This window comes from Streptomyces sp. MAI_2237, assembly GCF_054189285.1.
On the sequence record NZ_JAJPGQ010000003.1, the window covers coordinates 478,179 to 502,498 of the forward strand.

Sequence of the window (24,320 nt, forward strand, 5' to 3'; positions counted from 1 at the left end):
CCGTGCGGGCGGGACTGTGACGTCTGCTCCCTCCGGTGCGCTGGAGGTGGATGCGGGGGAAGCCAAGGCGAGCGAAGGAAAGACGGCCTTGACGACCATCCAGCACAGCCGGGCGGGACGACGGCAGACCATGCGCCGTATCCGCCCCCGGCGGTCCCCCGCCGCACCCCTGCTCCTGCTCTCCTGGGCGGGCGCCGCCGCCGTGGTGTGGCTGTGGTGGCGCGGCACCCCGGCCGTCGCCGCGACGACGGCGGACCGGCTGGTCAACGCGGGCCGCATCACCGGACTGCTCGCCGGATACGCGATCGCGCTCGTGATCGCCCAGATGGCACGTGTCCCCGCGCTGGAACGCCGCGTCGGCTCCGACCGCGTGGTGCGCTGGCACGCCCGCACCGGCCGCTACGCGCTGTCGCTGACCCTCGCCCATGTCGTGCTGATCCTGTACGGGTACGCCCTGCAGGCGCACACCGGCATCGTGGCGCAGACGGTCTCCGTCGTCACCGGCTACCCGGACATGGTCGAGGCGACGGTGGGCACCGTGCTGCTGCTCCTCGTCGGCTTCGTCTCCGCCGGCGCCGTACGGCGTCGTATGCGCTACGAGACCTGGTACTACCTGCACCTGCTCACCTACGCCGCGGTCTACCTCGCCTTCTGGCACCAGCTGTCGACGGGGGACCAGTTCGTCGGCGACGCGGCCGCCCGCACCGCCTGGTACGCCCTGTACGCCGTGGTCGGCGTCCTGCTGCTGTGGTACCGCGTGCTCACCCCGGTGCGGCTCAACCTCCGGCACCGGATGCGGGTCGAGGCGGTGGTGCGGGAGGCGCCGGAGATCGTCTCGGTGCTGATCCGCGGCCGGCGGCTGCACCGGCTGGGCGCCGAGGCGGGGCAGTTCTTCCGCTGGCGGTTCCTCACCAAGGGCCTGCGCTGGACCGCCAGCCCCTACTCCCTCTCCGCGCCGCCCCGGCCCGACCTGCTGCGGATCACCGTCAAGGCCGTCGGCGGGCACAGCGCGGCGCTGGCCCGGCTCAGGCCCGGCACCCGGGTGTGGGCCGAGGGTCCGTACGGGGCGATGACGGCGGCCCGCCGCAGCCGCGGGAAGGTGCTGCTGCTCGCGGGCGGCGCGGGCATCACCCCGCTGCGCGCCCTGTTCGAGACGCTGCCCGGCGCGGCCGGGGACCTGACGCTGCTCTACCGGGCCCGCACGGCCGAGGAACTGGCGCTGCGCGACGAACTGGAGGCCATCGCCGACGAACGCGGCGCCCAGCTGCTCTACGCGGTCAACAGCCCGGACGGGCGGCGGCCGGCGATCACCGCGAAGATGCTGCGCCGGATCCTGCCGGACATCGCCCGCCACGACGTGTACCTGTGCGGGCCGCCGGGGCTGGCCGAGGAGTCGTACGCGGCACTGCGCGAGGCAGGTGTGCCGCACCGCCGTATCCACCACGAGTCGTTCGAGTTCTGAGGCGGGATCTGTGACACGTCGTACCTCTGACGCGCTGGAGCTGCCGTGAGGAAGAAACATCCGTTCCGCCACGCCCTGCTGGCCACCGCCGGTGCCGTCTCCGGCATCGTGCTGCTGCTCGCACTGAAGCCGACCACCGACCCGGCACTCGCGCGGGCCGCCGCCCCCGCGCCCACGCTCACGGCGCGGGCGTCCGCGTCCCCGTCCGCGTCCGCGCACTCCGCGCCCGCTTCCGCCTCGCCGTCGAAGACGCCCGGCAAGAAGCGCACGCCCTCGTCCTCCGCGCGGCCGTCGCACACCGCGTCGGCCGCCCCGACGAGAACCAGCAGCGCTCCCTCCGCCCCGAAGACCACTTCGGCCGCGCCCACCACCCGTACCGTCACCGGGACCACGGCCCAGACCAAGTACGGGCCCGTCCAGGTGCGCATCACTCTGACCGGCGGCAGGATCACGGCGGCGAGCGCCGTCCAGTACCCGGACGAGACGGCCCGCAGCAAGGACATCAACGCGACGGCCGTCCCCCAGCTCAACCAGGAGACATTGCAGGCGCAGTGCGCTCGTATCGACACGGTGTCGGGGGCGACGTACACCAGCGCGGGCTACAAGCAGTCCCTGCAGAGCGCACTGGACAAGGCGGGCGTCTGACGGCAGCGAAAACGGACGCTCCGCCGCCGCCCGTCCGGGTAGCGTCCGCGGCATGATCCTCGAACCGCTCCGCCTCGCCCCCGACCACGACATCCCGGGCCCGCTCCTCACCGAGCTGACGGCCCTGTACGCCTCCAACCACGAGTTCCACGCGCTCAGCGGCGAGTTCCCCGACCCGGACGACATCCGCCCCGAGCAGGTGGCGACCGCACTCGCCGACGACCTGGCGCACCCGGACGCCGAGGTCCTGCTCGCCCGCAGCGAGGGCCGGCTGGCCGGCATCGCCATCACCCTCGCCCACCACCCCGACCCGGCGGACCCGGACCCGTGGATCGGCCTGCTGATGGTGGACGCGACCCTGCACGGCAGGGGCCTCGGGCGGCGGTTCGCCACGCTCGTCGAGGACGGCTTCCGCGAGGCCGGCCGCACCGCGGTCCGCCTCGCCGTCCTGGAGAACAACCCCAAGGCCCTCGCCTTCTGGACCGGTCTCGGCTACGAGGTCATCGACCACCGCCCGGACCGCGACCTGGGCCGCCCGTGCGCGGTGCTGCGCAAGGAACTGGGGACCATCCGGCCCGCGTGAGCGGGCCGGCCCCCGGGTGTGACGTTCCGACCGCCAACTGCGCTTTGTCCAGTGGAGGTTGACCCTCGACAACCCGTCCGCATAGCGAACCCCGCGCCTCGCCATTCGGATACGAACACGTAAATTCTTGACGGCGGTCTGTCAAAAAGATCGTTCAGATGGCAACCTCTCCTCGCTCGCCGCAACTCTGTGCCCCACCTGTGCCTCCCCTGTGAGGCCGGCTCGAAGGAGACCGAGTGAGACAGCGTTCCCGTACGCTCCGCACCGCCGCCCTGATCGGCTCCGCCGCGATGGTCGTGCTCGCCCTGCAGAACGGCGCCGCCACCGCCGCCCCCGCGCACACCAGCGGCGCCACCGCCCTCCCCCTCACCGCGTCGGCCCGCGCCGCCGCGCTCAGGTCGGCACAGGAGGCCGCCGGTTCCACCGCCCGTGAACTCGGGCTCGGCGCGCAGGAGAAGCTCGTCGTCCAGGACGTGGTGAAGGACGCGAACGGCACCGTCCACACCCGCTACCAGCGCACCTACGCCGGCCTGCCCGTCCTCGGCGGCGACCTGGTCACGCACGTGGCGAAGAACGGCACCCTCAAGGGCGTCACGAAGGCGACCAAGGCCCGGATATCCGTGGCGTCGACCGACGCCTCCGTCTCCGCCGCCTCCGCGAGGAAGACCGCGCTCGCCGGCACCGGCTCCTCGCGCGCCACCACCCGCAAGGTGGTCTGGGCGGCCGGCGCCAAGCCCGTCCTCGCGTACGAGTCGGTCGTCAAGGGCCTCCAGGACGACGGCACCCCGAGCGAGCTGCACGTGATCACCGACGCCGCCACCGGCAAGAAGATCTTCGACTACCAGGCCGTCGACACCGGCACGGGCACCGCCATGTACAGCGGCACGGTGACCCTGGGCACCACCGCCTCCTCCTCCGGCGGCTTCGACCTCGTCGACGGCGGACGCGGCGGGCACAAGACGTACGACCTCAACGGCGGCACATCCGGCACCGGCACCCTCTTCCACGACGCCGACGACACCTGGGGCGACGGCACCGCGGCCAACCGCCAGACCGCCGCCGTCGACGCGGCCCTACGGCGCCGCCGTCACCTGGGACTTCTACAAGTCCGCCTTCAACCGCAACGGCATCGCGGGCGACGGCCGCGCCGCGTACTCGCGCGTCCACTACGGCAACGCGTACGTCAACGCCTTCTGGGACGACACCTGCTTCTGCATGACGTACGGCGACGGCCAGGGCAACGTCAAGCCGCTGACCTCGCTCGACGTGGCCGGGCACGAGATGAGCCACGGGCTGACCGCGGCCACGGCGGGGCTGAAGTACAGCCGCGAGTCGGGCGGCCTGAACGAGGCCACCTCCGACATCTTCGGCACCTCGGTGGAGTTCTTCGCCAACAACTCCTCCGACGTCGGCGACTACCTCATCGGCGAGAAGATCGACATCAACGGCAACGGCACCCCGCTGCGCTACATGGACAAGCCCAGCAAGGACGGCAAGTCCGCCGACTACTGGTCGCGCACCGTCGGCCGCCTCGACGTGCACTACTCCTCCGGCGTCGCGAACCACTTCTTCTACCTGCTGAGCGAGGGCAGCGGCGCGAAGACGGTCAACGGGGTCTCCTACAACTCCCCGACCTACGACGGCTCGACGGTCACCGGCATCGGCCGCGCCAAGGCCGACCAGATCTGGTACCGGGCCCTGAGCACGTACTTCACGTCCTCGACCGACTACGCGGGCGCCCGCACCGGCACCCTGAAGGCGGCGAGCGACCTGTACGGCGCGGGCAGCGCCGAGTACAACGCGGTGGCGGCCGCCTGGAAGGCCGTCAACGTCAACTAGCGCCGCGAAGTAGGGCGTTGGGTAGGCCGGGTCGCCGTCACAGGTGGTCCGGCCTGCCCTTTCCGTACAGCCAGTCCCGCCAGATCGCGTCGAAATCCTTGCCCGGGGCCTTCTTCTCGACGTACGCCGTGAACTCGGCGGTGTCCGCGTTGCCGTGGCGGTGGGCGGCGGCCCAGCCCTGGATGATGTCGTAGAAGGTGTCGTCGCCGACGGTCCGGCGGATCTGCTGGAGGACCATCGCGCCCCGCACGTAGACCGGCGAGTCGGAGATGTGCGCGGCGCCGCTGGGCCTGCCCGGCGGGAAGGACCACAGGTCGGGGTACTCGTCCTCGCCGTGCGCGTAGAGGTGCTCGAAGGTGTGCTGCACGCTGTCGCCGCCGTGGTCCTCGTCCCACAGCCACTCCGCGTACGTCGCGAAGCCCTCGTTGAGCCACATGTCCCGCCAGGTCTTCGGCGTGACGGAGTCGCCGTACCACTGGTGGGCGAGTTCGTGGACGAGGGTGCCGGTGTCGGGGGCGCCGTTGAAGACGGGACGGTTCTGGGTCTCCAGGGCGTAGCCGGCGTCCTGCGGGCGGTCCACGATCGCGCCGGTGGAGGAGAAGGGGTACGGGCCGAAGTTGTACTCCTCCCACTCCATGATCTCGGGGAGTTTCGCCAGCACCTTGCGGGCCGATTTCGCTTCGGTCGGGTCGACGGCGACGTACGACGGCAGACGGTCCTTGCCGATGGTGGAGCGGGTGATGTCGTAGTGGCCGACGGCGACCGTGGCGAGGTAGCTCGCCATCGGCTCGGCGGTGTGCCAGGTGTAGGTCGTGCGGTTCCCGCTGGTCCGCTCGCCGGTCGGCTCGCCGTTGGAGACGGCCTGCAATCCCTTCGGCACGGTGATCGCGAGGTCGTACGTCGCCTTGTCCGAGGGGTGGTTGTTGCCGGGGAACCACGCCATGGAGCCCGTCGGCTCGCCGAGGGCCAGGGCGCCGTCGGCCGTGGGCAGCCAGCCCTCCTGGGAGCCGTCGGGGTCGGTGATGGTCTCGGGCGTGCCGGAGTAGCGGACGGTGACGCGGAAGGTCTCGGCGGCGTCGATGTCGTCGTGGGGGCGGACGGTGAGTTCCTGGCCGGCGCGTTGGAAGCGGGCGTGTCTGCCCTCCACCGTGACGTCCTCGACGTCCAGGCCCTTGAGGTCGAGGTCGAAGGCGGAGAGGTCCTCGGTGGCGCGGGCGGTGAGGGTCGCGGTGCTGGCGAGGTGGTCGCCTCGGCTGCCCGTGCCGGGGGTGTAGGCGAGTCTCAGGTCGTAGTGGTCGACGTCGTAGCCGCCGTTGCCCGCCTTCGGGAAGTACGGGTCGTGCACGCCGGAGCCGCCGGGGGTGCCGTGGACGCCTCCCGAGCAGGCGGTGAGGGCGAGGAGGAGGGTGACGGCGGCCGGGGCAACGGGGGCGAAACGGGACACGTCAGAGATCCTATGCGGGGCGTGACACCATCTCGTACGTGCTCGACATCGGTTACGCCCTCTCCAACCGCTTCCCGGATCCGCCTCAGACGGACTACCGGCGCGTGGACGTCCACGCCCTGCGGCACGACCTGTTCTGCGGCGACGTCTATCTCGCCGACACCAAGCAGGACCGGGAACTGTCCACAGCCTGGGGATGGGTGCCGGTGCTCGACTTCGCGTGGGCCCTGTGCGACATCGTGGAACGGCTGGACCGGGATCCGGCGGGCTCGCGCGCCTCCCGGCCGCAGCACGCGGAGCTGGACTTCACCGAGTCCACCGACCGCATGCTCTTCGAGCGCCGCTTCGGCTGGGTGGACATCGAGGCCGACTGGATGCCGGCCGAGGAACCCCCGCTGACCTTCTCCCACTCCGAACTGCGCCGCGAGGCCCGGGACTTCCTGCACGACCTGCTCGCCGATCTGGTGGACCTGCACGAGGATCTCGGCGACAACCCGGCGATCTGGACCCTCCAGGCCCGCTTCCCCAGGGTCTCCTGACGGCGGGACCCGCCCGGGGCTCCTAGCCGATCGCCAGCACTTCCTCCGCCTTCGTCTCGTGCGGCAGGCCGCCCAGGGAGAGGTAGTGGTAGCCCGTGCTCAGCCGGCAGGCGTTCAGGCCGAGGCAGAGCATCGCGTCGTAGTGCTGGGTGTTGGCGAACACGTACCGTCCGTCCTGGCCGTCGTCCGGGTCCAGCGGCGTGCCCCGCAGCACGGACCTGAGTGCCTCCCGGTCCACGGGGCCGAAGGCCAGCGGGACGAAGGCCTCGGGGTCGGCGCCGGCCGGCTCGGGGAACACCGATCCCCCCAGTACGGGGTTCCCGTCCTCGTCGGTGGCCGGCTCGTCGAAGTACCCGGGCCACGAGTCGTAGGCGTGCCGCAGCTCCCCGTCCGCGTACACCCGCATGATCACGACGTCCGAGTCGAAGACGTACGACCCGAGCGCCGGCGCCCCCAGGAGCCGGCTCAACGGCCCGGCGAGGTCCGGCGCGTCGGTCTCCGGGTCGGGGTAGACGGCGGTGTGGCCGGGGCCGACCGGCAGCGCGAACCCCCGTATCCCGGTTCCGTCCGGCCCGTCGAGCAGCGGCACCACCTCGTCGCACGCCCGCGCCACGAGCACGTTCCCGTAGAAGCTCCCCACTGCGTCAGCCCTCCACCCGGATCCCCATCTGGGCCGCCAGCACCGGCGCCAGATCCATCAGTTGGGACGGACTGATCACCGCCCCGGCCAATCTCTCCACCCCGGCCGAGATGTCCAGCTCGGCCGCCGCCCTCAGGTCGACGTCCTTCAGCTCCACCCCGGTCAGGTCGGCTCCCTTGAGCACGCAGTCGACGAACTCCACCCGCTCCAGCCGGGCGCCCCCGAAGTCCGGCTCGACCAGGACGCAGCTCTCGAAGACGACGTCCTTGAGCCGGGCCGCGCGCAGGTTCAGATAGTCGATCTTGCCGCCGCGGACCAGCACCCGCTCCAGCGCCGCGCCGTGCAGTTGCACCCCGCCCAGCCGGGCGTCGACGAGCTCGACATCCCGCAGCGTCGACTCCGCGAGGTCCGTGCCCACACCCCGCAGCCCCGTCAGGACCGAGTCGAGCACGCGCGCATGGTGCAGCCGCGTCTCGTCCACCACGCACCCGGTCAGCGCGCAGTCCAGGAACCGCGCGCCTCCGCCGTCCTGACCGGCGAGGTCCGCCTCCCGGAACTCCAGACCATCGTAGTCCCCGTCCGGCTCCAACTCCCCGCCGTCGAAGGGCTGGAGGTCGTACAGCCGCAGCTCGGGCCGCCGCGCCGCCTTCACCGCCGCACGCCGCGACCCCCCGGAGCCGCCCCCGGAGCCACCTCTGGTGCCGCTTTCCCCGCCCGTCCTGACCGTCGCCCGCCTCACCATGCCCCCCATGCTGCACCCCGCCACTGACAATCACCCTTCCGGCCGCCCTGACCTGCGACGACGACCCGCATGTCACATTCCGGCCGCGGGGGGCGTCCTATGCGACGAGAACGCCGCCGGCGCGCTCGCCCCTTGACCTCGACCAAGCTCGAGGTCGGAGAGTCGGATGCCTACGCACAAGCACCCAGGGAGTCCGTCATGCACGCCGTCCGCCTGCACGCCTTCGGCCCGCCCGAGAACCTGACCTACGAGGAGACCGACGACCCGGTGCCCGGCCCCGGCCAGGTCCGGATCGCCGTGGCGGCCGCGGGCGTCCACCTGCTCGACACCGCCCTGCGCGAGGGCTTCCGGGGCCCCCTGCCCGAGCTGCCCGCCCTTCCCACCGTCCCCGGACGCGAGGTCGCCGGTGTCGTGGAGTCACTCGGGGAGGGCGTCGCCGGGCTGTGGCTGGGCAGGCGGGTGGTCGCCCACCTCGGTCTCGCGCCCGGGGGCTACGCGGAACTGGCCGTCGTCGACGTCGACCGGGTGCACGAGATACCGCGGAACCTGGACTTCGCCGAGGCCGTCGCCATGATCGGGACAGGCCGTACGGCGATGGGCATCGTGCAGTTCGCCGAGCTCGGCCCGGACGCGGTCGCCGTGATCCCGGCGGCGGCCGGCGGCATCGGCACGCTGCTCGTGCAGTACGCCAAGCACGCCGGTGCCCACGTCGTGGGCCTCGCGGGCGGGCCGGAGAAGACCGCCCGCGTCCTGGCCGAGGGCGCCGATCTCGCCGTCGACTACCGGGACCCGCAGTGGCCGGACAAGGTCCGCGCCCATCTCGGCGGCCGGCCCGCCACCGTCGTGTTCGACGGGGTCGGCGGCGAGGTCGCCCGGCAGGCCGTCGGCCTGCTCGGTCCCGGCGGCAGACATCTCGTCTTCGGCTGGTCCGCCGAGGGCGTCCGCGACGGCTCGCCCTATCTGGTCGACGGCGTCTCCGAGCAGGTCCTGGGCCCGGCGATGTTCCGGAACGCCTCCCTGCAGACCCTCGAACTCCGCGCCCTCGCCGAGGCCGCCGCGGGCCGGCTCACCCCGGCCGTGACGCGCTTCCCGCTCGCCGGGGCGGCCGCCGCGCACCACGCACTGCACACACGCCGGACGATCGGAAAGGTGGTACTGGAGCCATGACCAGCCACAAGCCGCCCCCAGATGCGCTACGTCCCGATACGTGGTCTTCTGACCGGATGAGCGTCACCCGAACAGACCAACCCGGTGCTGCCGCGGACGTCGATCCCCGCCGCTGGTGGGGCCTGGTCGTCATCGCGCTCGCCCAGCTCATGGTGGTCCTGGACGCCACCATCGTGAACATCGCGCTGCCCTCCGCACAGCGCGACCTGGGCATGTCCGACGCCAACCGGCAGTGGGTGATCACCGCCTACACCCTGGCCTTCGGCGGACTGCTGCTGCTCGGCGGCCGGATCGCCGACCTCGTCGGACGCAAACGGACCTTCATCATCGGGCTCATCGGCTTCGCCGCCGCCTCCGCGCTCGGCGGCGCCGCCACCGGCTCGGGCATGCTCTTCGGCGCCCGCGCGCTCCAGGGCGCCTTCGCCGCGGTCCTGGCGCCCTCGGCGCTGTCGCTGCTGACCACGACCTTCACCGATCCGAAGGAGCGCGGCAAGGCCTTCGGCATCTACGGCGCCCTGGCCGGCAGCGGTTCGGCGATCGGCTTCATCGTCGGCGGCCTGCTGACCGAGTACCTGAACTGGCGCTGGTGCCTGTACGTCAACATCCCCATCGCGGTCGTCGCCGTCGTCGGCGCCTTTATCCTGCTGCACGACCGGCCCCGCCAGGCAGGGGCCCGCCTCGACGTGCCCGGCGTCCTGCTGGGCTGCGGCGGACTGGTCGCGATCGTCTACGGCTTCTCCGAGGCCCAGCCGCGCGGCTGGGGCGACCCGCTGGTGCTGACGCTGTTCGCGGTGGGCGTCGTCCTCCTGGCGGCCTTCGTGTGGTGGCAGTCCCGGGCGCCCATGCCGCTGCTGCCGCTGCACATCGTCAAGGACCGCGACCGGGCCGGCTGCTTCCTGACCATGGGGCTCGCCACCATCGGCATGTTCGGCCTGTTCCTGTTCATGACGTACTACCTGCAGGTCGTCCTCGGCTACTCGCCCGTGAAGACGGGCCTGGGCTTCCTGCCGCTGACCGCCGCCATCATCATCGGCTCCACGCAGATCTCCGCCCGCCTGATGAACCGCGTGCCGCCGCGGCTGCTGATGGTGCCCGGCATGGTCCTCGCGTCGGGCGGCATGCTGCTGCTGACGCGGATGACGGTCGACTCCTCGTACACCACGGAGATCCTGCCCGCCCTGCTGCTGATGGGTCTCGGCATGGGCCTGACCTTCATGCCGGTCTTCGCCACCGCCACCGCGGGCGTCGCCCCGCAGGACTCCGGCGTGACCTCGGCGACCGTCAACACCTCGCAGCAGGTGGGCGGTTCCATCGGCACGGCCCTGCTGAACACGATCGCCACCAGCAGCAGCGCGACCTACATCGCCGCCCATCTGCACAACCCGGCCCAGCGGGCCCTGGTCGCCAAGGAGGGCGTGGTGCACGGCTACACGGTCGCCATCTGGTGCGCGGCGGGGATCATGCTGCTGGCGGGGCTGGTCGCGGGCCTGATGGTGACGGCGCGGGCGCCCCGGCACGGGGTACCGGCCGAGGCTCCGGTGCCGGAGCCGGCCGCGTAGACGTCCGTCCCGAGCGGGGGCACAGAGACGGGGAGGGGCCGCACGGACCGCGGGCCCCTCCCCTTCCCGTTCACCGCCTCAGCGGCTCACCGCAGCTTGCGGGTGTCGATCGCCCAGATGCCCCTTCCGTGCGTGGCCGCGTACAGCCGCCCGTCCGGGCCGGTGCGCAGCTGCATGACCGCGGTGGTCGGCAGGTTGTCGCCGGCCACCCGCCAGGTCTTCGAGCCCGGCGTGCGCACCAGCACCCCGAGGTCGGTGCCCAGCGCGATCGTGCCGCCCCTGAGCAGGGCCACCGAGTTGGCGGGCACGTCCGGCAGGTTCCCGGAGACGTCCTTCCAGGTGAGGCCGCCGTCCCGGGTCTCGAAGAGGTGGCCGACGCCCGCGCCCGGGCCCTCGGTCCACTTGCGGGAGAAGCCGTTGACGGCGAGCAGGACGTGGTCGGCGTTCTTCGGGTCGATCGCCAGGCCGGAGAGGTAGCGGTTGGGGACCGTGCCGTCGGCCGGCAGGTTCAGCTGGTGCCAGCCGGTGCCGTCGGCGTTGCCCACCGCGATGCCTCGGGTGAAGCCCTGGTTGTTGCAGGGGCCGCACCAGGCGGCGTACACCCGGCCGCCGGAGGAGGCGACGGCGGTGGCCGTGTGGCCCGCGCCGAGGTCGTAGGCGTTCAGCCACTCGGTGCCGCTGCGGATCGCGTAGCCCTTGGTGTTGATCCACACGTGCCGGCCGCCCGCCACCCAGGTCTTCGCGTCCTTGATGTCGGCGTTCAGCGGGGCGATGAAGCGTGCCTCGCTCGTGGCGTTGTCGGGCGGGGCGACGGAGTACGTGGTCGCCTTCGACGGGTCGGTGACCCAGCTTCCGTCGTTCACGGCGCAGTTGTTGGTGACGGACACCGCCAGGTAGACGTACTCCTGGGCGATGTTGCAGCCGTTGGCCGGATCGGTGATCGTGTCGCCGCCGTCGCCGCCGAAGTTGGAGCCCATCACCCGGTCGCCGGGCCGCAGCTGGGACTGGCCGTTGTCCTGCAGGCCGCCGGTGACGGCGAGGCCCTTGCGGGAGGGGTCGACGCCGACGCCGACCGAGTAGTACTGCAGGGCGTCCATCGTGCCGTCGTTCAGGGGCTTCCAGTCGGTGGCGTGGCCGGAGGCGTCGGCACTGCCGTACAGCGGCCGGCGGAAGGCGCCGCCGTCGTCGCCGACGACGACGTAGGGTGCGCCGCCGTCGCTGCCGATCGCGACCGAGTGCTGGTCGGCGTGGACGGTCTGGTGGCAGTCACCGGTCTGCTTGCTCGGGTCGATGGACCAGCAGGGGAACCCGAAGTTCCAGTAGGGGCCGGGGACGCTCCAGTTCTTGCCGCCGTCCTTGGTCTCGAAGACCTCCTCCAGACCGGCGTACACATGGTCGGGGTTCTTCGGGTCGACGGTGAGGAACTGGTTGTACCAGGCCTGGATGCCGGGCTGGTATCCGGCGCCGGTGAGCGCCGAACCGGAGTCGCGCAGCTGCTGATAGGTGGCGATGCGGGTCCACGGGCCGGTCGGGGAGCCGGACTTGGAGACGAAGATGCCCTCCAGGCCGCTGTCCGGGTTCTCCGCGGTCTGCTCCGGCGACTGGTCGATGGCGTAGTACCGCGAGCCGTCCGCGCTGCGCGCGAAGGTGACGTTGCCGACGTCCTCGGCGTTGCTCGGCAGGTCGCCGAGGCCGGTGAGCCGCTGCCAGCTCCCGCCGGACTTGGCGTAGAAGCCGTTGTAGGTGTCGCCGCCGCGCCAGCCGACGGCCAGCACGACCTTGCCCGGGTCCTTCGGGTCGACCGCAATGTCGCTGGTGATGTTCTTGTACGGGGCGCTCGGGTCGCTCGCCTTCGAACCGCCCGGCAGATAGTCCGGGTTGGGCGCGAACTCCAGCTTCCAGTGACCCTTGAGGGTCTTGGCGGAGTGGCTCCAGACGCCCGCGGTGGTGGCCGCCCACACCTTGTCCCCCGCGAACCGCAGGGCGTTGATGGAGGTGGACTCCAGCTCGTCACCGCCGACCCGGTCGCGCTTGCCGAAGCGGTCGTGCCGGGGGTCGTCGAGGACGTACACGCCGGTGCCGAGGAAGGAGGTCGCGCTGGTGTTGGCCTCGCCGGTGGCGTACCAGAGGCGGCCGTGGCCGTCGAGTTGCAGGTCGCCGGTGGACAGGGCGGGCAGCCGGTCGGAGATGTTCGTCCAGCGGCCGCCGCCGGTGTGGGAGCGGAACACCCCGCCGTTGGCCGAACCGGCGTACACATAGCCGTGGTTGTCTGCCGCAAGTCCGGTGACCCGGCCGGTCACCCGGCCCGCGCCGCCGCTGGAGTTGGAGTTGATGTCGCGGTAGCGCGGGTCGTCGGCGTCGTACGGCAGCCGCGTGACGTCGTCCCAGCCGCCGTGCGTGTGCGGCAGGTTCTTGAGCGCGTCGTACGCCGCCCCGTACGCGCCGGGCGCCACGATGCCCGGCGAGGTGCGCGCCTCCGCGTACTGGTCGGCCTGCTCGGCCTCCTCCATCGCCTCGTCGCCGCCTTCGTCCTCCCCCGTGTCGGCGGCAGCGGACAGGCCCTTCTGCTGGTGCAGAAGGGCCTGTTGATGGAGTTCCCGTACGCCGAACGGGCTGATGCGACCTGACGACGCCTGGGCCTGAGTGATCGTCAGTCCCAGTGCCGCCGAGGTGGCGAGCACCACCCATACGCGTCTTCTTCGCCGGCCGATGGCTGTCATGAAGTGCCCTCCCCTGGGAGCGATGACATGAGCTGGCCAACAGCTTCGACGCGAAGAGAGTTCTGAGAGCTTCCTGTGAACGCAATCTGCCGGTAAAGAATTTCGGCCAAGATCGTCAGTGTCGGCCCGCCACCCGGTCCGCGAACCGCGCCAGCCGCGACGACTGGACACTGTGGCCGGTCCGTTCCCGCTCGTCCGCCGCCCGGTAGGTGGCGTACATGCCCTGCACACCCAGCCAACGCAGCGGCTCCGGCTCCCACTTGCGCACCTTGTGCCCGACCCACGGCAGTTCGGTCAGCTCCGTCCTCTGCCCCTGCCCGGAGTCGAGCTGCACCAGGTCGCGCAGGGTGCGGGCGGCCAGGTTGGTGGTGGCCACACCCGAACCGACGTAACCCCCCGCCCAGCCCAGGCCCGTGGAGCGATCCAGCGTCACCGTCGCGCACCAGTCACGCGGCACCCCGAGCACCCCCGACCAGGCGTGCTCGATCCGCACCCCGGCCAGCGACGGGAAGAACCGGACGAGGATGTCGCGCAGCGCCTCGACGGTCGCCTGCTGCGTCCGCCCGTCGTTGTCGGTGCGCGACCCGAACCGGTAGGGCACCCCGCGCCCGCCGAGCGCGATCCGGCCGTCGGCGGTGCGCTGCGCGTACATGTACGCGTGCGCCATGTCCCCCAGCGCCTCGCGGCCCGCCCACCCCACCGACGCCCACTGCTCGTCCGTGAGCGGCTCGGTGGCGATCATCGAGGAGTTCATGGGCAGCCAGGTGCGCCGCTGTCCCTTCAGACCGGCGGTGAACCCCTCCGTGCAGCGCAGCACGTACGGCGCGCGGACCGTGGCGTACGGGGTGACCGCGTGCTTGGGCCGGATCTCCGTGACCGGCGTCGACTCGTGGATGCTCACCCCGAGGGACTCGACGACCGCCGCGAGCCCCTTGACCAGCTTCACCGGGTGCAGCCGCGCGCCGTGCGGGGTCCAGCTGGAGCCGACGGCGCCGGCGACCCGGATGCGCTCGGCCGTCTCCCGGGCGCCGTACAGCTCACGGTCCTTCTCCCCGTACGACGCCTCGTGCTCGTGGAACGCCCTCAGTCGGGCCAACTGCGCCGCCGTGGTGGCCACTTCGAGCACCCCGCCCTTGTGGACGCCGGCCTCGATCCCCTCCTCGGCGGCCACCCGGACGACCTCGTCCACGGTGTCGTTCATGGCCTTCTGCAGCCGTACGGCGGCCTCGTGGCCGTGCAGCTTCGCGTACCGGTCCCGCCCGGCGATCCCGTTGTAGAGCCAGCCGCCGTTGCGCCCCGAGGCGCCGTACCCGCAGAACTTCTGCTCCAGCACGGTGATCCGCAGGAAGGGCACCGCCTTCTTCAGGTAGTAGGCGGTCCACAGTCCCGTGAACCCGCCCCCGACGATCACCACATCCGCGGTCGCGTCCCCGACGAGCGGCTCCCGCACCACGGGGAAGCCGTCGTCGGCGTACCAGAAGGAGATGCCACCGTTCACGACGCCACTGCTCGCCAAGCTGCTCATGGGCGGGACGCTAACCCCTCCGAGCCGCCACTGTCTCCTTCGGATTCCATGCTTTTCCACGCCCTCTGACCAGCGGATAACAGCCGAGCCCGATCACCACGGACACGAAGTGCCCCAGGTCGGTGAAGGTGGGCGTCGACAGCAGGGGCACCCCGTAGACCACGAGCACGACCGCCAGGTACAGGTACCGCCACGGCGGCGCGATCCGGTAGACGAGCACGGCGACGACCCCCGCCAGGGCGTAGCTCACCCCGATGTCGAGGGTGTCGACCGCGGAGTGCGGCGCCATCCCGTCCCGGATCGCCTTCAGCAGCGCCAGCTCGCTGATCAGCGTCGCCAGCACATGCGCGGCCACGCACACGATCAGCCAGCGCAGCGTGCCCAGCCAGCGCTCGGCCTGCGCGTGGAAGACGGTGTAGAGGACGGCGTACGGCAGCCAGTGGCCGCTGTCGATCCACATCGCGCTCTGCACCAGCACCCGCACCGGGTCGTTCGACAGCTCGTGGATGTTCGTGGACCGCTGCCGCAGGAACTGCTCCTCGAACTCCGGGGACATGTGGTGCAGCGCGACCGTGGTGACGAACAGGACGGCCAGCCACACGTACGTGCCGGGGGCACTGAGGACGTAGGCCCATACACGATCGCCGAGGCCCCGGAAAATTCGCATGGGGCGATTCACCCACGCAAGTATCGTCGCGGAGGTGATCGACATTCCGGACGGACTGGCGGCGGCTCAGGAGAGGTTCAACGGCGAGGCGGGACGGGCCTTCGTGGCGGGCCTGCCGGGACTGGCGGAGGACTTCCTCGGACGCTGGGCCCTGCGCCCGGACGGGGACCCCATGCACGGCGTCAGCGCCCTGGTGCTGCCGGTCCTGCGGGCCGACGGCACGCCCGCCGTGCTCAAGCTCCAGCTGCTCGACGAGGAGAGCGAGGGCGAGCCGGTCGCGCTGCGCGCCTGGGACGGCGACGGGGCCGTACGCCTCCTCGACCACGACCCGGCCACCGGCACGTTGCTCCTGGAACGCCTCGACGCGGGCTGCATGCTCTCCACCCTCCCCGGCACCCGGCAGGCCGTCCTCGTCATCGCCCGGCTGCTCGCCCACCTGACCGCGCTGCCCGGCCTGCGCCGCCTCGGCGACATCACGCGGGCCATGCTGGAGAGGACGCCCCGCGCCCTGCGGCGCGTCCCGGACGCCGAGACCCGCCGCCTGATCGCCGACTGCGCCGCCGCCGTGCGGGAAGCCGCCGCCGAACCCGGCGACCGCCTCCTGCACTGGGACCTGCACGACGAGAACGTCCTCGCCTCCGGCCGCGCCCCCTGGCTGGCCATCGACCCCAAGCCGCTGGCCGGCGACCCCGGCTTCGAGCTCTGGCCCGCCCTGCACAACCGCTTCGAGGCCGACGAGGTCCGCTGGCGCTTCGACGCGATGACCGACGTACTCGCCCTGGACCGCGCCCGCGCCCGCGCCTGGACCCTGGGCCGCGTCCTGCAGAACGCCCTCTGGGACCTCGACGACGACCGCCCCCTCGACCCCGCCCACCTGGAGACGGTACGCCGCCTGCGGGACCACCACGGCTAGCCTGACCTGCATGATCCGAACCGCTGCCGTTGCCGACGTCCCCGTCATCCATACCCTCGTCCGGGAGCTGGCCGACTACGAGAAGGCGCTCCACGAGGTCAGGGCCACCGAGGAGCAGCTGCGTGAGGCCCTCTTCGGCGACCGCCCCGCCGTCCACGCCCACATCGCCGTCGACGACGCCACGGGCGAGCCCGTCGGCTTCGCCCTGTGGTTCCTGACCTTCTCCACCTGGCGCGGCGTGCACGGCATCCACCTGGAAGACCTCTACGTCCGCCCCACCGCCCGCGGCGCCGGCCACGGCAAGGCCCTCCTCACCGAGCTGGCCCGCATCTGCGTCGAGCGCGGCTACGAGCGCCTGGAGTGGTCCGTCCTGAACTGGAACGCCCCCACCATCGCCTTCTACGACTCCCTCGGCGCCCGCCCCCAGGACGAGTGGACGATGTACCGCCTGACGGGCGAGAAGCTGGCGACCCTGGGCCGGGGAACACGAAAGCCCAGGCCGGAGTAGGCCCGGCCTGGGCTTCTCGGAGCCCCCTGTCGGATTCGAACCGACGACCTACGCATTACAAGTGCGTTGCTCTGGCCAGCTGAGCTAAGGAGGCCTGGGGCGTACGTCCCGTACGCGCCCGTGGCAGTGTACCCAGGTCCCAGCCGGCCCCTGTCGAAAATTTCCGCGAAGTTCACATGCCGCCGGGTACTGACATCCGGCTGAACGCCAGGTACCGTCCTGTGCCAGTTCACCCTCGTGGACTACACCACCACCTTCCTACAACGGATCGTCCGGCACGTTCCTGCCGGTAGAAGGGGGCCCATTCACCATGGCCACTGTTACGTTCGACAAGGCGACCCGGATCTACCCGGGCACCGAGAAGCCCGCCGTCGACGGTCTGGAGATCGAGGTCGGTGACGGCGAGTTCCTCGTCCTCGTCGGCCCGTCCGGCTGCGGCAAGTCCACCTCGCTCCGGATGCTCGCGGGGCTCGAGGACGTCAACGCCGGCGCCATCCGCATCGGTGAGCGCGACGTCACCCACCTGCCGCCGAAGGACCGGGACATCGCCATGGTGTTCCAGAACTACGCGCTGTACCCGCACATGACCGTCGCCGACAACATGGGCTTCGCCCTGAAGATCGCCGGCGTGAACAAGGCGGAGATCCGCAAGAAGGTCGAAGAGGCCGCGAAGATCCTCGACCTGACCGAGTACCTGGACCGCAAGCCGAAGGCCCTGTCCGGCGGTCAGCGCCAGCGTGTCGCCATGGGCCGCGCCATCGTGCGTGAGCCGCAGGTCTTCCTCATGGACGAGCCGCTGTCGAACCTCGACGCCAAGCTCCGCGTGTCCACCCGTACGCAGATCGCCTCGCTGCAGCGCCGCCTGGGCATCACCACCGTCTACGTCACCCACGACCAGGTCGAGGCCATGACGATGGGCGACCGGGTCGCCGTGCTCAAGGACGGTCTGCTCCAGCAGGTCGACTCCCCGCGCAACATGTACGACCGCCCGGCCAACCTCTTCGTCGCCGGCTTCATCGGCTCCCCCGCCATGAACCTGGTCGAGGTCCCGATCACCGACGGCGGTGTGAAGTTCGGCAACAGCGTCGTCCCGGTCAACCGTGACGCCCTGAAGGCCGCCTCCGACAAGGGCGACAAGACCGTCACCGTGGGTGTCCGTCCCGAGCACTTCGACATCGTCGAGGAGGGCGGCGGCGCCGCCGCGACCCTCACGAAGGACACCGCCGACGCCCCCGCCGGTCTCGCGGTCTCCGTGAACGTCGTCGAGGAACTCGGCGCCGACGGTTACGTCTACGGCACCGCCGAGGTCGGCGGCCAGACCAAGGACCTGGTCGTCCGTGTCGAGGGCCGCCGGGTTCCGGAGAAGGGCTCCACGCTGCACGTGGTCCCGCGTCCGGGTGAGACCCACGTGTTCTCGACCTCCACCGGTGAGCGCCTGACCGACTGACGTCAGCAGACGCCGGTACGAAACCACCGGCCGGGGTGAAATCCCCCGGGTTGACGAAGAGGGCCCCGCGACCTGCTGCGGGGCCCTTTCCGTTGTCGACAAATACCCCGGCAGACCGGTCATTTCGAGTGGTGTACGTCAACGCCGTACCCAAAAAGAGGCACCACTTCATCCCCCGAATCGGTGACTAAATGTCGCCAAATCATTACCGGGCGCTACCCTCACTCGCGTGAAGCACTCCACTAACCAACAGACGCGACGCGGTCAGGGCCCCGCCCGCCGGGTCGGCCGCACGCTCGCCCTCGTCCTGCCCGTCCTTCTGGTGCTGTCCGGGACCCTCGCGGTCACCCGGGTCAACTGGACGGGGAGTCCATCCAACTCGGTGCTGACCGCGTCCGACGCGATCGACGACGCCAAGAGCGGCGCCGCGGCGGTCCACCGTGCCCCGCAGGACGTGCTGCGCGACCGGCTCCTGACCGAACTGCAGGACAAGAACCCCGGCGTGGTCCTCACCCACCTCCAGCAGGCCGTGGCCGAGCGCCCCTCGCTCGCCGAGCACTGCGTCTCCATCGCCCACGCCCTGGGCCGTGCCGCGGCGCGCGTCTACGGGCCCACCCGGGCGCAGGCGTACGCCCGCCCGGTCTGCGACACGTCCTTCGCCTCGGGCGTCGTCGCCGCCCAGGGCTGACGCGGCCGGCCCTCCTTCGGTTCGGTTCGGAGGAGGGTAACGGCTGATTAAGGACGGGCCGCCGGGTCCGGCGGCGCGCGGGACGCGTCGTACAGTTCCGTCCATGACCCATCCGACCGCCGCCTCCCGCCCCGCACAAGCCGTCATCCTGGCCGGAGGCCAGGGTTCCCGGCTGCGCCCCTACACCGACGACCGGCCCAAGCCGATGGTCGAGATCCCCGGTACGGGGACGCCGATCATCGGCCACCAGCTCGTCTGGCTGGCCGAGGAAGGTGTGACGGACGTCGTCGTCAGCTGTGGTCATCTCGCCGAGGTCCTGCAGGACTGGCTGAAGTCCGCCGACCTGCCCGTGCGCGTCACGACGGTCGTGGAGACGGAGCCGCTCGGGCGCGGCGGCGGCCTGAAGTACGCGGCCGCCCATCTGCCCCACCCCGACCGGCCCTGGTACGCCACCAACGGCGACATCTGGACCCGCTTCTCCCTGCGGGACATGGCCGACTTCCACACCGAGCGGGACGCCGTCGCGACGCTGGCGCTGGCCCGGCCGCGGCTTCCGTGGGGCGCCGTGAAGACCGACGGGTTCGGTCACATCACCGACTTCATCGAGGCGCCGCCGTCCACCTTCGAGATCAACGCGGGTGTGTACGTGTTCTCCTCGGAGTTCGCCGGGCTGCTCCCCGAACGCGGGGACCACGAGCGGACGACCTTCCCCCGGCTGGCCCGGGAGCGCCGGCTGGCCGGCTTCACGATCCCCCAGGGCGCTTACTGGCGCGCCATCGACACGGCGAAGGACCTGACCGAGGCCGCGAAGGAACTGGCGGCCCTGGGACGCTGAGCGCCCTTCGCCGCCCGTCCCTGCCTCACCACGCCGAGCCGGGTCACCGACCCGACGAGAAGGGCCCCGCACACGTGCGGGGCCCTTCTCGTCGCTCGGGCCGCTCGTCTCAGCCGGTGGGCTCGCCCAGAATGCCGCCCACCGGCTCGGTTACCCCAACAGACCGCCCACCAGGCCCGGCTTGCCGGAGGAGGTGCCTCCGGAGCCGGAGCCGCCCGTCGAGCCGGAGCCGCCCGAGGTGGGACCGGAGGTGGTGCTGGGAGCGCCCCCGGCCGGGGAGGACTGCTGCGGCGGGGCCTGGCCCGCGGTGCCCTGGGTCTGGCTCGGGGCGCCGGTGGTGGCGCCGCGGGTCGCGCCCGGGGTGGTCGCCGCGCCCGAGGAGGGCGTCGAACCGGCGGTGGCGCCCCGGGTGGGCGCGTGGGACGCCGACGGGGACTGCGAGTGCCGGCGACCGGGCTCCTGCGGCAGCGGGGAGCCCGGCAGTTCGTTGCGCGGGGCCTCGCCGGGCCCGGGGACGACCACGCGGTCGGAGTCGCGGACCGCGCCACCGAGCAGGGACCCGGTGAGCAGGGTGAGGCCGGTGACGACGGCCGTGATCAGGGCGCCCCGGCGCAGCACGTAGAGGCGCAGCTCCCAGATGTCGGAGCGGGGGCCGAGACGCCGCCAGGCACCGCCCGCGAGACGGCCGTCCACGGAGTAGACGGGCGCGCCGGCGATGATCAGCGGGGACCAGGCGGCGAGGTAGATGATGTCGGGGGCGTCGTAGGCGGGGACGGTCTTCCAGCTGACGGTGACGATGAGCGCGGCGGAGAGCAGCGCGCCGAAGACGGCGGCCACCCGTTGCCAGCAGCCCAGGACCGTGAGGACGCCGACGAGGACCTGCGCGAAGGCGATCACGAGGCCCGAGCCGACGGGGTGGTGCAGCGCGAACTGGCGCAGCGGCTCGGCGACGTCCCAGGGATGCAGGGTGTTGAGCCACTTGACCATGGAGCCGCGCTTGCCGCCGTCGAAGTAGACGGGGTCGCAGAGCTTGCCCATGCCGGCGTAGATGGAGATGAAGCCGAGGAAGATCCGCAGGGGCAGCAGGACGACGCCGAGGTTCATACGGCGGCCGGGGTAGTACGCGTGCCGCGCCGGGTCGTCGCCGTGGCGCCTGCCGTGGCGGTCCTCGCCGTCCTGTCCGTCCGCCTCGTCGAAGTCCTCGAACTCTCGCTCGCCGTAGGCGTGTTCCTCGTCGTAGGCGCTGCCGACGGGGCGCATGTCGGGCAGCAGGCGGGTGCCGCCGGTGTCGTGGTGGGTGCGCTGGGGGCCGACGACGGGGGTCTCGACGGTCTGGTCCAGCCCGTCGTAGATCTCGCCGTAGGTGCCGCCGCCGACCTGGACGCGCGGGATGACCTGGGTGGCTCCGGCGTCGGCGGACGGGTCCTCGCCGTGCCGGACGCTGCCGCTGCGCACGGCCTGGAGCAGGCGGTGGGCCCCGGTGTCGTCGGGGGCGGAGCGGCCGCTCCAGACGACGGGCCGCCGGCGGCCGCCGGCACTCGCCCCCGCCCCGGCCGCGACGCCCACGGCGGCGACCCGGGCGGTTTCGTCGGTGGTGGTCAAGTGCCGTGCGATCCGCGGGTTTTGGGCGCGCGTCGACGCGCCGAGCTGCACGCGGAAGCTGGCGTGATTGACGATGACCTGCGCCGGATCGCTCGGCACCTTCACCATGCTCAGCGCGGGAGCGTCGTCGAACCCGGAATCGAGTCCCGACGAGCGGTCCCCCGTGGGTGTGCGGGGTGTTCTGGTGTCCACACTCATCTAACCGAGTGACGTGTGTTTAGGACACTGCCTTGACCCGCCGGATGTGTCCGGACCCCGTCAAGCTTGTCCCGAACGCCCAGATTGACCCGCACGGGTGAGGAAGAGCACGGGTGTTCAGCCGCGTCGGCGCGCCGCCTCGTACAGCACGATCCCCGCTGCCACACCGGCGTTGAGCGACTCGGCGCCACCGGGCATCGGGATCCGCACCCGGTAGTCGCAGGTCTCGCCGACCAGCCGGGACAGTCCCTTGCCCTCGCTGCCGACCACGATCACGACCGGCCCGTGCAGAGCCTCCAGCGCGCCGATCTCGTGCTCGCCGTCGGCGGCGAGGCCGACGACCACGATGCCCGCCTTCTTGTACGACTCCAGGGCGCGGGTGAGGTTCGTGGCACGGGCGACGGGCGTCCGGGCCGCGGTACCGGCGGACGTCTTCCAGGCACCGGCGGTCATACCGGCCGCACGCCGCTCCGGTACGACGACGCCGTGGCCGCCGAAGGCGGAGACGGAGCGGACGACCGCGCCGAGGTTGCGCGGGTCGGTCACGCCGTCGAGCGCGACGATCAGGGGGTCCTCCCCCTCGTCGTACGCGGCGTTGGCCAGGTCCTCGGGGTGGGCGTACTCGTACGGCGGGACCTGCAGGACCAGGCCCTGGTGGTTGAGGCCGTTGGTCATCCGGTCGAGCTCGGGGCGGGGGGCCTCCATGAGGTTGATGCCACCGCGCTCGGCGGCGAGCTGGAGGGCCTCGCGCACCCGCTCGTCGTTGTCGATGAACTGCTGGACGTAGAGGGTGGAGGCCGGCACGCCCTCGCGCAGCGCCTCGACCACCGGGTTGCGGCCGACGACCAGCTCGGAGGCGGACTTGCCGCCGCGCCCGCGGGGTGCGGGACGCCGTACCGACTGCTTGGCCTTGGCGTTGGCGACGCGGTTCTTCTTGTGACCCTTGCGCATCTCGGCGGGCGGGGTCGGGCCCTTGCCCTCCAGGCCCTTGCGCCGCTGGCCGCCGCTGCCGACCTGCGCGCCCTTCTTGCCGGACATGCGGCGGTTGTTGGTGGCCATGACCTACCTGTTCTCTACGGAAGTGTGTACGTACGTCTATGCAGTGTGCCGCCCGGAGGGCCGGGCGGCACAATCGATCTTCGGATCGGGGGCGGTGTCAGCGGGGCCCGAGGTTCCAACGGGGGCCCTGCGGGCCGTCCTCGATGACGAGCCCGGACTGGTTGAGCTGGTCGCGAATCGCGTCCGCGGTGGCCCAGTCCTTGCGGGCCCGGGCCGCCTCGCGCTGGTCGAGGACCATCCGGACCAGGCTGTCGACGACGCCGTGCAGGTCCTCGCCGCGGTCGGTCTCGCCCGCCCAGTGCGGGTCGAGCGGGTCCAGGCCGAGGACGCCGAGCATGGCGCGCACCTCGGCGAGCCGGGCGACGGCCGCCTCCTTGTCGTCGGCCGCCAGCGCGGAGTTGCCCTGCCGGACCGTGGTGTGCACCACCGCGAGCGCCTGCGGCACGCCCAGGTCGTCGTCCATGGCCTCGGCGAACGCGGGCGGGACGTCGGCCGACGGCTCGACGACTCCCCCGGCCTTCTCCGCGACCCGCTGGATGAAGCCCTCGATCCGCGCGAACGCCGACTCGGCCTCGCGCAGGGCCTCCTCGCTGTACTCGATGGTGGAGCGGTAGTGCGGAGTGCCGAGGTAGTAGCGCAGCACGATCGGCCGCCAGTGCTTGACCATCTCGCTCACGAGGACCGAGTTGCCGAGCGACTTCGACATCTTCTCGCCGCTCATGGTCACCCAGGCGTTGTGCACCCAGTACTGCGCGAAGTCGTCGCCGAACGCCTTGGCCTGGGCGATCTCGTTCTCGTGGTGCGGGAAGATCAGGTCCAGGCCGCCGCCGTGGATGTCGAAGGCGGTGCCGAGGTACTTGTGCGCCATGGCGGAGCACTCCAGGTGCCAGCCCGGACGCCCGCGGCCCCACGGCGTCTCCCAGTCGGGCTCGCCCGGCTTGGCCGCCTTCCACATCGCGAAGTCCCGCGGGTCCCGCTTGCCGGTGATGCCCTCCTCGGCGGGCTGGCGCATCTCGTCCAGGTCCTGCCGGGACAGCTCCAGGTAGGAGGGCCAGGAGCGCACGTCGAAGTAGACGCTGCCGTCCGCCTCGTAGGCGTGGCCGCGCTCGATCAGCCCGCGCATCATCTCGACCATCTCGGTGACGTGGCCGGTCGCCCGCGGCTCGTAGGTGGGCGGCAGGCAGCCGAGCACGGTGTAGCCGTCGGTGAAGGCGCGCTCGTTCTCGTAACCGATGGACCACCAGGGGCGGTTCTGCTGCTCCGCCTTGGAGATGATCTTGTCGTCGATGTCGGTGACGTTCCTGACGAACGTCACGTCGTAGCCGCGGTACTCGAACCAGCGGCGCATGATGTCGAAGTTGAGCCCCGACCGGATGTGCCCGATGTGGGGAGCCGCCTGCACGGTGGCGCCACACAGGTAGATCGAGACGCAGCCCGGCGTGAGCGGGGTGAAGTCACGGATCTGCCGGGCGCTGGTGTCGTACAGGCGAATAGTCACGCCTCCAGGGTAGTGGGCGCCGGGCAGTGCCTCGCGACCT

20 protein-coding genes, 1 tRNA gene and 1 pseudogene are annotated in these 24,320 nt (G+C 71.6%); 12 read left to right on the forward strand and 10 right to left on the reverse strand.

Going from position 1 to position 24,320, the window contains the following annotated elements:
- The first annotated feature begins 130 nt into the window (after window positions 1-130).
- The 4 genes and pseudogenes from LN251_RS12395 (at window position 131) to LN251_RS12410 (ending at window position 4,529) form a co-directional block, all read left to right on the forward strand.
- On the forward strand, window positions 131-1,462 hold the full coding sequence (locus LN251_RS12395; RefSeq protein WP_458246708.1) for a ferredoxin reductase family protein: 1,332 nt from the start codon (window positions 131-133) through the stop codon (window positions 1,460-1,462).
- A 45-nt stretch (window positions 1,463-1,507) separates the two neighbouring features.
- Window positions 1,508-2,107 (forward strand): FMN-binding protein, encoded by a 600-nt coding sequence (locus LN251_RS12400; protein WP_458244493.1) that lies wholly within the window; start codon window positions 1,508-1,510, stop codon window positions 2,105-2,107.
- 52 nt (window positions 2,108-2,159) lie between these two features.
- The gene (locus tag LN251_RS12405) at window positions 2,160-2,690 is read left to right on the forward strand and encodes a GNAT family N-acetyltransferase (RefSeq protein WP_458244494.1); all 531 of its coding nucleotides are present in this window, start codon (window positions 2,160-2,162) and stop codon (window positions 2,688-2,690) included.
- A gap of 290 nt (window positions 2,691-2,980) precedes the next feature.
- Window positions 2,981-4,529, forward strand: a pseudogene (locus LN251_RS12410) (M4 family metallopeptidase).
- Window positions 4,530-4,566: 37 nt separating this feature from the next.
- On the opposite strand, the gene LN251_RS12415 reads toward LN251_RS12410, so the two are convergent.
- Window positions 4,567-5,973 (reverse strand): M1 family metallopeptidase, encoded by a 1,407-nt coding sequence (locus LN251_RS12415; protein WP_458244495.1) that lies wholly within the window; start codon window positions 5,971-5,973, stop codon window positions 4,567-4,569.
- A 38-nt stretch (window positions 5,974-6,011) separates the two neighbouring features.
- On the opposite strand from LN251_RS12415, the gene LN251_RS12420 reads away from it, so the two are divergent.
- The gene (locus tag LN251_RS12420) at window positions 6,012-6,512 is read left to right on the forward strand and encodes a hypothetical protein (protein WP_458244496.1); all 501 of its coding nucleotides are present in this window, start codon (window positions 6,012-6,014) and stop codon (window positions 6,510-6,512) included.
- A gap of 22 nt (window positions 6,513-6,534) precedes the next feature.
- Here LN251_RS12420 and LN251_RS12425 read toward each other — a convergent pair whose 3' ends face one another.
- Together LN251_RS12425 and LN251_RS12430 are read right to left on the reverse strand one after the other, a co-directional pair.
- Window positions 6,535-7,152 (reverse strand): hypothetical protein, encoded by a 618-nt coding sequence (locus tag LN251_RS12425; protein ID WP_458244497.1) that lies wholly within the window; start codon window positions 7,150-7,152, stop codon window positions 6,535-6,537.
- A 4-nt stretch (window positions 7,153-7,156) separates the two neighbouring features.
- Complete coding sequence (locus LN251_RS12430) at window positions 7,157-7,894, reverse strand: pentapeptide repeat-containing protein (protein ID WP_458244498.1); 738 nt, start codon at window positions 7,892-7,894, stop codon at window positions 7,157-7,159.
- 198 nt (window positions 7,895-8,092) lie between these two features.
- Here LN251_RS12430 and LN251_RS12435 point away from each other — a divergent pair, with 198 nt between their 5' ends.
- Window positions 8,093-9,061 carry a zinc-binding dehydrogenase gene (locus LN251_RS12435; protein WP_458244499.1) on the forward strand — a complete coding sequence of 323 codons (969 nt, stop codon included), beginning with the start codon at window positions 8,093-8,095 and terminating at the stop codon, window positions 9,059-9,061.
- A gap of 56 nt (window positions 9,062-9,117) precedes the next feature.
- Window positions 9,118-10,620 (forward strand): MFS transporter, encoded by a 1,503-nt coding sequence (locus LN251_RS12440; protein ID WP_458244500.1) that lies wholly within the window; start codon window positions 9,118-9,120, stop codon window positions 10,618-10,620.
- Window positions 10,621-10,706: 86 nt separating this feature from the next.
- Here the strand turns inward: LN251_RS12440 and LN251_RS12445 are convergent, their stop codons facing one another.
- The 3 genes from LN251_RS12445 to LN251_RS12455 all read right to left on the reverse strand — a co-directional run bounded on the left by LN251_RS12445 (window position 10,707) and on the right by LN251_RS12455 (window position 15,532).
- Window positions 10,707-13,340 (reverse strand): glycosyl hydrolase, encoded by a 2,634-nt coding sequence (locus LN251_RS12445; protein WP_458244501.1) that lies wholly within the window; start codon window positions 13,338-13,340, stop codon window positions 10,707-10,709.
- A gap of 115 nt (window positions 13,341-13,455) precedes the next feature.
- The gene (locus LN251_RS12450; RefSeq protein WP_458244502.1) at window positions 13,456-14,865 is read right to left on the reverse strand and encodes an NAD(P)/FAD-dependent oxidoreductase; all 1,410 of its coding nucleotides are present in this window, start codon (window positions 14,863-14,865) and stop codon (window positions 13,456-13,458) included.
- Window positions 14,866-14,875: 10 nt separating this feature from the next.
- Window positions 14,876-15,532: a rhomboid-like protein gene (locus tag LN251_RS12455; RefSeq protein WP_458244503.1), complete on the reverse strand. Its 657-nt coding sequence runs from the start codon at window positions 15,530-15,532 to the stop codon at window positions 14,876-14,878.
- Between LN251_RS12455 and LN251_RS12460 the strand changes: the two genes are divergently transcribed.
- Both LN251_RS12460 and LN251_RS12465 read left to right on the forward strand, forming a co-directional pair.
- Window positions 15,531-16,445 (forward strand): aminoglycoside phosphotransferase family protein, encoded by a 915-nt coding sequence (locus LN251_RS12460; protein ID WP_458244504.1) that lies wholly within the window; start codon window positions 15,531-15,533, stop codon window positions 16,443-16,445. The genes LN251_RS12455 and LN251_RS12460 overlap by 2 nt on opposite strands.
- 10 nt (window positions 16,446-16,455) lie before the next feature.
- The gene (locus LN251_RS12465) at window positions 16,456-16,953 is read left to right on the forward strand and encodes an N-acetyltransferase family protein (RefSeq protein ID WP_458244505.1); all 498 of its coding nucleotides are present in this window, start codon (window positions 16,456-16,458) and stop codon (window positions 16,951-16,953) included.
- A 20-nt stretch (window positions 16,954-16,973) separates the two neighbouring features.
- Here LN251_RS12465 and LN251_RS12470 read toward each other — a convergent pair.
- A tRNA-Thr gene (locus LN251_RS12470) sits at window positions 16,974-17,047 on the reverse strand.
- 216 nt (window positions 17,048-17,263) lie between these two features.
- Between LN251_RS12470 and LN251_RS12475 the strand changes: the two genes are divergently transcribed.
- From LN251_RS12475 to LN251_RS12485, 3 genes are all read left to right on the forward strand, one after another.
- Complete coding sequence (locus tag LN251_RS12475; protein ID WP_458244506.1) at window positions 17,264-18,400, forward strand: ABC transporter ATP-binding protein; 1,137 nt, start codon at window positions 17,264-17,266, stop codon at window positions 18,398-18,400.
- Between the two features lie 229 nt (window positions 18,401-18,629).
- Window positions 18,630-19,088: a hypothetical protein gene (locus tag LN251_RS12480; protein WP_458244507.1), complete on the forward strand. Its 459-nt coding sequence runs from the start codon at window positions 18,630-18,632 to the stop codon at window positions 19,086-19,088.
- Between the two features lie 103 nt (window positions 19,089-19,191).
- Complete coding sequence (locus tag LN251_RS12485; RefSeq protein WP_458244508.1) at window positions 19,192-19,923, forward strand: nucleotidyltransferase family protein; 732 nt, start codon at window positions 19,192-19,194, stop codon at window positions 19,921-19,923.
- Window positions 19,924-20,073: 150 nt separating this feature from the next.
- On the opposite strand, the gene LN251_RS12490 is transcribed toward LN251_RS12485, so the two are convergent.
- The 3 genes from LN251_RS12490 to cysS all read right to left on the reverse strand — a co-directional run bounded on the left by LN251_RS12490 (window position 20,074) and on the right by cysS (window position 24,280).
- Entirely contained in the window at window positions 20,074-21,723 is a 1,650-nt protein-coding gene (locus LN251_RS12490; RefSeq protein ID WP_458244509.1) for a DoxX family membrane protein, read from the reverse strand.
- 117 nt (window positions 21,724-21,840) lie between these two features.
- The gene (gene rlmB / locus LN251_RS12495; RefSeq protein ID WP_458244510.1) at window positions 21,841-22,782 is read right to left on the reverse strand and encodes a 23S rRNA (guanosine(2251)-2'-O)-methyltransferase RlmB; all 942 of its coding nucleotides are present in this window, start codon (window positions 22,780-22,782) and stop codon (window positions 21,841-21,843) included.
- A 97-nt stretch (window positions 22,783-22,879) separates the two neighbouring features.
- Window positions 22,880-24,280 (reverse strand): cysteine--tRNA ligase, encoded by a 1,401-nt coding sequence (cysS, locus tag LN251_RS12500; protein ID WP_458244511.1) that lies wholly within the window; start codon window positions 24,278-24,280, stop codon window positions 22,880-22,882.
- Window positions 24,281-24,320: the final 40 nt, after the last annotated feature.